This is a genomic window from Olivibacter ginsenosidimutans, assembly GCF_039542865.1.
Lineage (GTDB): Bacteria > Bacteroidota > Bacteroidia > Sphingobacteriales > Sphingobacteriaceae > Olivibacter > Olivibacter ginsenosidimutans.
On sequence record NZ_BAABIQ010000004.1, the window covers coordinates 1 to 9,340 of the forward strand.

11 protein-coding genes are annotated in these 9,340 nt (G+C 37.1%); all 11 read left to right on the forward strand.

The annotated features are described in order from the left end of the window. The first annotated feature begins 399 nt into the window (after positions 1–399). The 11 genes from mobC (at position 400) to ABD930_RS03515 (ending at position 9,067) form a co-directional block, all read left to right on the forward strand. Positions 400–2,409: a conjugal transfer protein MobC gene (mobC, locus tag ABD930_RS03465; RefSeq protein WP_345230303.1), complete on the forward strand. Its 2,010-nt coding sequence runs from the start codon at positions 400–402 to the stop codon at positions 2,407–2,409. 94 nt (positions 2,410–2,503) lie between these two features. Beyond that, entirely contained in the window at positions 2,504–3,022 is a 519-nt protein-coding gene (locus ABD930_RS03470) for an HD domain-containing protein (RefSeq protein WP_133713473.1), read from the forward strand. 17 nt (positions 3,023–3,039) lie between these two features. Then, positions 3,040–3,945 carry a DUF6268 family outer membrane beta-barrel protein gene (locus tag ABD930_RS03475; protein ID WP_345230305.1) on the forward strand — a complete coding sequence of 302 codons (906 nt, stop codon included), beginning with the start codon at positions 3,040–3,042 and terminating at the stop codon, positions 3,943–3,945. Positions 3,946–3,985: 40 nt separating this feature from the next. Continuing rightward, on the forward strand, positions 3,986–4,579 hold the full coding sequence (locus ABD930_RS03480; protein WP_344981102.1) for a P-loop nucleotide/nucleoside kinase family protein: 594 nt from the start codon (positions 3,986–3,988) through the stop codon (positions 4,577–4,579). Positions 4,580–4,638: 59 nt separating this feature from the next. Beyond that, positions 4,639–5,430 carry a DUF6597 domain-containing transcriptional factor gene (locus ABD930_RS03485; RefSeq protein ID WP_345230306.1) on the forward strand — a complete coding sequence of 264 codons (792 nt, stop codon included), beginning with the start codon at positions 4,639–4,641 and terminating at the stop codon, positions 5,428–5,430. Positions 5,431–5,503: 73 nt separating this feature from the next. Beyond that, the gene (locus ABD930_RS03490) at positions 5,504–5,887 is read left to right on the forward strand and encodes a VOC family protein (protein WP_345230307.1); all 384 of its coding nucleotides are present in this window, start codon (positions 5,504–5,506) and stop codon (positions 5,885–5,887) included. A 42-nt stretch (positions 5,888–5,929) separates the two neighbouring features. Then, entirely contained in the window at positions 5,930–6,781 is an 852-nt protein-coding gene (locus ABD930_RS03495; RefSeq protein ID WP_112373364.1) for a class I SAM-dependent methyltransferase, read from the forward strand. 188 nt (positions 6,782–6,969) lie between these two features. Further along, entirely contained in the window at positions 6,970–7,536 is a 567-nt protein-coding gene (locus ABD930_RS03500) for a Crp/Fnr family transcriptional regulator (protein ID WP_345230308.1), read from the forward strand. Between the two features lie 110 nt (positions 7,537–7,646). Then, entirely contained in the window at positions 7,647–8,231 is a 585-nt protein-coding gene (def, locus tag ABD930_RS03505; RefSeq protein WP_345230309.1) for a peptide deformylase, read from the forward strand. A gap of 30 nt (positions 8,232–8,261) precedes the next feature. Then, positions 8,262–8,792 (forward strand): GNAT family N-acetyltransferase, encoded by a 531-nt coding sequence (locus tag ABD930_RS03510; RefSeq protein WP_345230310.1) that lies wholly within the window; start codon positions 8,262–8,264, stop codon positions 8,790–8,792. Between the two features lie 107 nt (positions 8,793–8,899). Beyond that, positions 8,900–9,067 (forward strand): methyltransferase type 11, encoded by a 168-nt coding sequence (locus ABD930_RS03515; RefSeq protein WP_345230311.1) that lies wholly within the window; start codon positions 8,900–8,902, stop codon positions 9,065–9,067. Positions 9,068–9,340: the final 273 nt, after the last annotated feature.

Below are 9,340 nucleotides of genomic sequence, written 5' to 3' on the forward strand. Positions count from 1 at the left end.
CGGTTCATCTTTCCGTATTGCTCGAAAAATGACACCTCATCATATTTATTTTCTTTCATTAGTTATGCACGGTAAATATTAACGTAAAAATAATCAAAATAACTTTCACAGAGGCATTTCTCACTGTGCCAATTTGGGGTTGTTCAGTCTGTTGCCCGAAGCATAGGGCGAGAATTACGAAGAAGAACAGTTTGCCAATCAAATGAAGAAAAAGAAGAAACACCGAAAACGGGGAAGACAACAATAATTTCTTTTAACCATCAATGACCAGGATTACCATCTTGGTCATTGTGGTTTTAAACCAGTGTCAAACTAAGCCACCAAAAGCCATCCGACACCGCTTTGGATAAGCCCTTTTAAATAGCCTCTAAATTTCCTGCATCACTAAATTTTTTTGTTATGCAGGGAGAAGACGATTTGAGAGGATTAGCCAAAATCATAGCTTTTATGCGTGCTGTAAGTATTCTTTTGGTCCTGATGCACTTTTATTGGTTCTGTTACGGGTTCTTTGCCGAACGTGGTTGGACACTGGAAATTATCGGCAAGATACTGACCAATTTTAACCGTACCGCAGGGCTCTTTGCCCATACGCTTTACACTAAGATTTTTGCATTGCTGTTGTTGGCGTTAAGCTGTCTCGGCACTAAAGGCGTAAAGAATGAAAAGATAACATGGGCTAAGATTTACACTACGTTAGTTATAGGCCTTGTGCTGTTCTTTCTGAACACGCCATTGTTAAAGCTGTCGGCAGGTGTTGCCACATCTCTTTACATCCTTACAACGAGCTTGGGTTATATAGCTTTTCTCATGGCAGGGGTTTGGATGAGCAGATTACTCCGGAACAATCTGATGGATGATGTTTTCAATAATGAAAACGAGAGTTTCCAACAGGAAACCCGTCTGATAGAAAATGAATATTCGGTCAATCTTCCCACAAGGTTTTTTTACAAAGGCAAGTGGAACAATGGATGGATTAATATCGTCAACCCTTTTCGAGCCTCGATTGTACTTGGTACTCCCGGCTCCGGAAAATCCTACGCCATTGTAAACAATTACATCAAGCAACATATCGAAAAGGGATTTGCGATGTATATCTACGATTTCAAGTTTGACGACCTTTCCACGATTGCCTACAACCATTTGCTGAAACACTCCGATAAGTATAAGGTAAAGCCCAAGTTTTATGTTATCAATTTTGACGACCCACGCCGTAGCCACCGATGCAATCCACTTAGCCCTGCCTTTATGACGGATATTTCCGATGCTTACGAAGCCTCTTATACCATCATGCTTAACCTTAACAGGTCGTGGATTTTGAAGCAAGGGGATTTTTTTGTCGAAAGCCCAATTATATTGCTCGCTTCAATCATTTGGTACCTGAAAATCTATGAAAACGGGAAGTATTGCACATTTCCCCATGCTATTGAATTGCTTAATAAAAAATATGCAGACGTGTTTACTATACTTACTTCATATCCCGAACTGGAAAACTACCTATCGGCTTTCATGGATGCGTGGCAGGGCGGAGCGCAAGACCAGTTGCAGGGACAGATAGCATCGGCAAAAATTCCTTTGTCACGGATGATTTCGCCACAGCTTTATTGGGTGATGACGGGGGATGATTTTTCACTGGACATCAACAACCCCCAAGAGCCGAAAATCTTGTGCGTAGGTAATAACCCCGACCGTCAAAATATCTATTCGTCCGCTTTGGGATTGTACAATTCGAGGATTGTAAAACTTATCAATAAGAAAGGACAGCTTCAAAGTTCCATTGTCATAGACGAATTGCCCACCATTTATTTTAGGGGTTTGGATTTTATCAGTACGGCACGTTCAAATCGGATTTCGTCACTTTTTGGCATCCAAGACTATTCGCAGTTAACGAGGGATTACGGCGACAAAGAAAGCAAGGTTATACAAAATCTGGTCGGGAATATCTTTAGTGGACAGGTCGTTGGGGAGACAGCAAAAACACTTTCTGAACGCTTTGGAAAGGTATTGCAGAAACGGCAGAGCATCACCATTAACCGCAATGATAAATCCACTTCCATATCCACCCAATTGGACACGCTTATACCTGCATCGAAAATATCCACGCTTACACAAGGTATGTTTATCGGAGCAGTAGCGGATAACTTCGATGAGCGCATCGAGCAGAAAATCTTTCATGCTGAAATCGTGGTGGATAACGAAAAGGTTTCTGCCGAAACCAAAGCCTACAAAAAGATACCGCAGATATTATCCTTTACCGATGAACACGGCAACGACAATATGAAGCAGGTCATCGAAGCCAATTACAGGCAGGTCAAAGCGGACGTTGTGCAGATTGTGGAAAGTGAAATGGAGCGGATTAAGAACGACCCCGATTTACAGCATTTGTTAAACACAGATTGTTCTGACACGTAAACCAAAAGTTTTTTCAACCACTAAAGAGATTACTTAACATAGGTTCATTGCCTGATTTTTCTATTCTTGAGACCTTAGCAGAAAATAATGTGATATGAAATATAAGGACATAGGAGAATCAGAGAAATTAGACCAAGTAATCAAAGAGATGAAAAATATTTTCAGAACTGTACCATATGGCGTCGATCACACAATGAAGGTGTTAGAAAATACACGGACGATTATTGAAAGAGAAAATGTAGACAGTCAGACTGGTTGTATTATAGAGTTAAGTGCTGTTTTACACGACATAGGTTCTGTGGAAGCATTACGCAAATATGGATCAATGGAGGGACATCTCCAAGAGCAGGAAGGAGTACCAATTGCAAGAAATATATTAAGTGAACATAATTATGAACCATTCGTAATTGAAAGAGTATGTTATATAGTTGGAAACCATCACACGCCTGAAAAAATAGATGGAAAAGATTTTCAGATTCTTTGGGAGGCAGACCTTATTGAAAACATGCAAGTTATGGATTGCACTAAGGACACAGAAACCTTAAGACAATTTGTTTCAAAAAAAATCAAAACACAAGCGGGTAAGGCGCTTGCTTTATGTAAATACAGTTAATCGGGGGAAATTTGGTAATGAAATTTATTATTTTATTTTTCCTGACATTCACGTGTTATGATATAGTTGCTCAAATACAGATACAAGTCAAAACAGAGTATTTAGGAGAATCAAGCTATAGGAAGACCGACGGTAAAACCTATCAAAAAGTGGGAGATGCAAAAGGTTCCGCTGTAATTTATCAAGCGGATGTACACATTCCTCTGTCGGTGAAGCTAAATGAAAAGAATCGTCCTACAATATGGTCGATAAGCGGAAGATTTGCACAGGCGCGATTAAACAATCGTAATTTTGACGAACCTATAGTAACGGATAGAATTATGAATGTTGGCTTGAATCTAAATCATTTACGTCCTTTGAACCATAAATGGTCAATTATGGCAAGTATAGGTGGAGGCACATACATGCCGAGTACGGAGTTTTCCCAAATAAGATTCAAAAACACACTTGGTAGTATCGGAACAGTATTCATATATCATTTAAGGTCAAACTTGGACTTAGGGGTAGGAGCTGCTATCAATAACTCCTTTGGATATCCGATGTTATTTCCAGCACTTTATCTCAATTGGAAAATGGAAAGGAAATATAATGTTGAAATCAATGTTTTGGACGGCTTGGAAATGTGTTTCCGATATGACCTGAACAACATCTTCCGATTAAATGTAATCGGGGAGATGAATGGACAAACAGCTCTTTTAGAACAAGATGGAAAAGATAAGATTTTCTCGCATGCTTATATAATAGGAGGCGTTCGTCCAGAGATAAAAATTGGCGACAACATATTCTTAAATATCACGGCCGGAGTTAACGCTTGGAGACCATCGCAAATGACTGAAAGAACGATAAAAAGTATATTCAAAAAACAACAGTACTACTTTAAGGCTTCGCCCTACGTTGCTACGCAGTTAAAAATAGTGCTATGAATAATATAGGCTGATAACAAGCTGAAAGATTAAGTAAAAAATGAAATCTAAAGCTTGTTATGGGTTTAACGAGAAATTTACTAAAAAAGACAATTATAATATGATATATACAGAAACTGAAGTGTTCGACTTAATTCTAAACTGTGAGCATACACCAAAAGTCGTTCTCATGTGTGGACTGTCAGGTTCCGGAAAAACCACATTCGCAAAACAGTTAGAATGTTATGGTTTTCATAGGCTATCGGTCGATGAAGAAATATGGAATAACTATGGTCAGTTCGGAATAGATTATGCTGAAGAAGAATATGATAAGCTATCAGCTTTAGCAGAAAAGGCACTGTTTATTCAGTTTTTGGAACTTCTAAAATCCAAACGGAATATAGTAGTAGACTTTAGCTTCTGGCAAAAAGAAAAGCGTAACGAGTTTAAGCGGATAGTGGAAACAAACCACGGAAAGTGGTTTCTTGTTTATATGAACCCTCCTATTTCAGCAATAAAAAACAGACTGAAAATAAGAAATAAAACTTTTGAGGCAAATGCCGCTTTTCCGATTACAGATTCCATCCTAAACAAATATATACATGGCTTTCAAATTCCCGAGCAAGAGAATCAATTGGAAATTGTATCTATATAAACACAGAGGGGTTGGGATGATTGTACTTAATTTTACTAAATTTGTTAGAAAACATCAGGATGGATATCAAAATAATACAGCCTGTACCACCCCTCCGAAAACATATTCGTTTTTTCTTTATAATGGAAAATACGAGCACTGCTTTTATTGGAAAATTCAAAATAATTCCCGAGGGCGTACCGGGTATGATTTTTCAGGAAAATCCCACGGTCTTTTACGATAAAGACAAGCAAACATTACCCCAATCTTTCTTATTTGGGCAAGCTACTCAGTACTCACAGCTTACGGCAACGGGTAGTTTTCGAAATATTGGCGTCAGTTTCCAACCCGCAGCTTTAAGAACTGTTTTCAGAATAGAAGCAATTGAATTAACGCAACGACACATTGACATCAATGATTTAGTTAAAACCACTATAAATGACCAACTTCTAAATACACAAACATTAGAACAAAAAATAGCGGTTTTAGAACATTTTTTCTTACAACAAACAACAGACTGTAAAGGTGAAAATGATAGAGTAAAATTTGCGTTAAACCAGTTTCAAAAAGGTCAGGAATTAAAACAGTTGCAAGCCGATTTGAAAATATCAGAACGCTCGTTGGAACGTCTGTTTAAATCATATATAGGCATTTCCCCAAAGTTGTATTCAAGAATCTGTCGCTTTCAGTCAGCTTTAAAAAAGCTAAGAACGGCTAACTTTAATGCTCTTACGGAAATAGCCTATTTAGAGAATTATTTTGACCAATCTCATTTTATCAGAGATTTTAAATATTTTACAGGCACGACTCCAAAGTCATTTCTTCTTAATGCAAACGAACAATTGCCCAATTTTCCGGAATTGAAGTTTTAGTACTGTCGGTTTTATCCAATTTTCAAAAAACGGGGGACTTTAACTTTGTTGAATTAATCAAAAACAGTTTAAAATGAAAAAAGTAATTGATTGGTTTGAAATTTATACATCCGATTTTGACAGGGCAAAGAAATTTTACACAACAGTATTTGACTGCGGATTTAATGAAACGACAGTGAACAACGAAAGACACAGCCAAATGAGATATGCCATTTTTGAAAGCAGTGAAAACAAGCAAGAGATTGGCGGTGCGCTTGTTAGAATGGATGAAGCAAAACCCGGTATTGGCGGTGTTTTAATTTATTTTGCAACCGAAGAAATCAATACAGTATTAAACCGTGTTAAAGCTGCAGGTGGAAAAATTATTCGTCGAAAGTTGAACGTGGGGGATTTTGGTTCTATTGCTTTAATAGAAGATACAGAGGGGAATATGATTGGATTACATGCTAAAAAATAGCTTCATTATAATTACGCTTGATATTAATAATAAAATAAGGAAATGGGAAGAGATAAAGTCATAAAGCCGGATAATACCGCAGTAAGAACCGCATTATGGAGAGCGTTACACGTTCAGACAGATGCAAAACCTCATATACTTGAAGATGAAATAGGATTCAAGTTAATTGCACCTGATGATGATTGGCAGGAACGTCCTGACATGAAATATACCAAACGGCTGCGGGCTTCTATCGTAGCCCGTTCACGTTTTATTGAAGATATAGCTAAAGAGCAAATTGAAAAAGGAGTAAAACAATACGTTTTGCTTGGTGCAGGATTGGATAGTTTTGCCCAACGGAACACGGCCATAAGTTCCTATGTTGATATTTATGAAATTGACCAGCACGATACTTTGACTTGGAAAGAAGAAAAGCTGATTGAAAACGGCTATAAAATCCTCGGCAATCTTCACTTTGTACCTGTCGATTTTGAAATCTCATCTTGGTGGGACGAGCTATTAAATAAAGGTTTTAATGTTGAACAAAGGGCTTTTGTATCTTGTATCGGTGTTACGCTTTATCTTACCAAAGAAGCGATTACCGACACACTGAAAAAAATGACTTTGCTTGCACCTGGTTCTACTATTGCAATGGCCTTTTATCTGCCATTGGAATTACTTGATGAAGAAGACAAGCCATTAATGGAAATGTCGATAAAAGGAGCGGCAGCTTCAGGTACTCCTTTTGTAAGTTTTTTTTCGGTTGAAGAAATTATAAAACTCGCTGAAAAAGTAGGTTTAAAAGAAATACAGACAATCTCCACAAAAGATATGACGGAAAAATACTTTAAGAACAGAACAGACAACCTTCTACCAGCAAGCGGAGAATTTTTCTTAGTGGCAAAGACCTTATAAAACATGAAAAAGAATAGTTCCTTGCAACCAATATGTAGTCATATAAAATGGCTGAAAGTAATGTTTTTGCTGGTGTTTTACCGTAGGTTAACATAGTTATGAGATATCCGCACAAAAACCGGTTTATTATAAAAATGCTAAATTTGTATCTCCTTTCTTTAAAGACAGACTAAAAAGAGAATATTTTTATGGGGCACATCAGAGAATACTACGAGCGGATACTAAAATTACAGGAAACAGAATGGGAATTTATAGCTTCCCACTTTGACAGGAGGGTTTTTGCCAAAAACGAAACCATCACACGACAGGGCGAAACAGAAAAATACCTTTCCTTTGTAGAAACAGGCATCGTTCGATTTTATATTCCAGATGATGAAAACGAACTGACTTTTAATTTCTGTTTTGATAAAGAATTTACCTGTGCTTACAATTCATTCCTGACCCAGACACCATCTGAATACGAATTGCAGGCATTGACGGAAACCTTGGTTTGGCAAATATCTTATGATGATTTGCAAAAAGTATATGCAGAGACCAAAGCAGGAAACTATTTAGGGCGTTTTGTGTCGGAGAAACTGTTTTTGCAAAAAAGCAAAAGAGAATTGTCGCTTTTAAAACATACAGCCAAAGAACGGTATCTAAACCTGTTCAATGAGCAACCTGATATTTTAAAATTTATTCCGTTAAAATACGTTGCATCCTATATCGGGATAACGCCACAGGCGCTGAGTCGGATTCGTAGACAAATAGTATAGCAATCTGAAATGTCGTTGAAAATCAACGAAAAACCTGCGTAAATACTTAACATAGGTTCATTGCCTACCATGTTTATTCTTTGGAAATTTGTTGAAAAATCCAAAGAATAATGAAACGATCCATCTTAGCATACGGACACCATATCTTAAAACAGAAATGCAACGACATCGAAAAGGATTATCCTGAATTGGATAAATTAATTGCCGATATGTGGGAAACGATGGAAAATGCCAATGGTTGCGGATTGGCATCACCACAGATAGGACTTCCGGTTAGATTGTTTATCGTGGACAGTAAATCAACTTTTGATAGCCTCGGAGAAGAAGACAGAAAGTTTTATTTCCCCCAAGATGATAAAGGCATAATGGAAACTTTCATCAATGCCAAAATCATCCAACGGTCTGAAGAACTTTGGGAAGACGAAGAGGGCTGTTTAAGTATTCCAAATTTATTCTACAAAGTAAAGCGGAATTGGGCGATAACGATTGAATATTATAATCGGAATTTTGAAAAGCAAATCCGTACATTCAGTGGAACGACCGCGCGAATGATACAGCACGAATACGACCATACCGAGGGAGTTCTCTATCTCGATTATCTCAAGCCCTTGACAAAAAGGCTTATGGCTTCCAAACTTCAAAAAATCCTAAAAGGTCAAATTGTACCGACCTATCCCATGAACTTTATACGATAGAAAAAGCAGCCATCTTAAACATACTTACTTATGATAAATATTAGAAAAGCCGACATAGATGACGTGATAACTATTTCAAAATTGGGACGTATAACATTTTCAGATACGTTTGAGTCTTTTTTCAACGACAAGAACGACCTGTTGGATTACTTGGAAGACATTTTTTCGGAAAAAAGGATTCACGACAGTATACTAAAAGCGGAATCCATTTATTGGATTGCTTTCTACGATAGCATTCCTGTTGGTTATGCGAAAGTTAAACTGGACTTCACAAGCCAATTGATAATCCCACCAAATACGTGCTATCTTGATAAGATTTATGTCGTAAAAAAATTTATAAGCAAAGAAATCGGTAAAGAACTGCATAAAATTTTAATGCAAGAAATAATTGCTTTAAAATATCAGCGTATTTGGCTCTCTGTATTAAAAGAGAATCAAAAGGCAATAAATTTTTATCACAAAAAGGGCTATCAGATAATAAGTCAGTATTCACAAAACATTGGTTCTCAGAAATTCGACTTTTTTGTAATGGCACTGAATTTAGACGAAAAAGCTACATGAATTTGCATACAGGGGCGCTGTTTGTAACTTCTATTTTGTCATTCACCCTTGAGATAAATAAGTTGCTATTGAAGTTGTTTCGGAACCCCGGTCTGATAAATAGAAACATGAAAACAGTAGAAATTTTTAAAACAGATGTACGGGATGAAAAACACGCCTGTGAAATTATAAAATTCCTTTTAGTACAATACAACACTGTCTACAAAATTAACTTCGACCTTGAAGACGAAGATAATATTCTTAGAGTTGAAGCTAACCGCACTGAAATTAAATAAGAGATATTATACAAACTGTGGTTGGTTTGGGATACCGTTGTGAAAGGATAGAATAGCTTTTGATAACGAATTAATGCATAAACCACTTAATGGACAATTTTTACTATGGAATAATATCTAAACTCGAAACGGCAATCGACACAATGGAGATTGAAGCAGACTGTTCTATTGTATCCGCCCGACCAAGTGCATATTTCCTGAGCGTTGTATAATGCAGAACTTTGCTTAATGAGCAAAGAAGAAAAGAGATCACAGATGCTATCGATGGTAGCA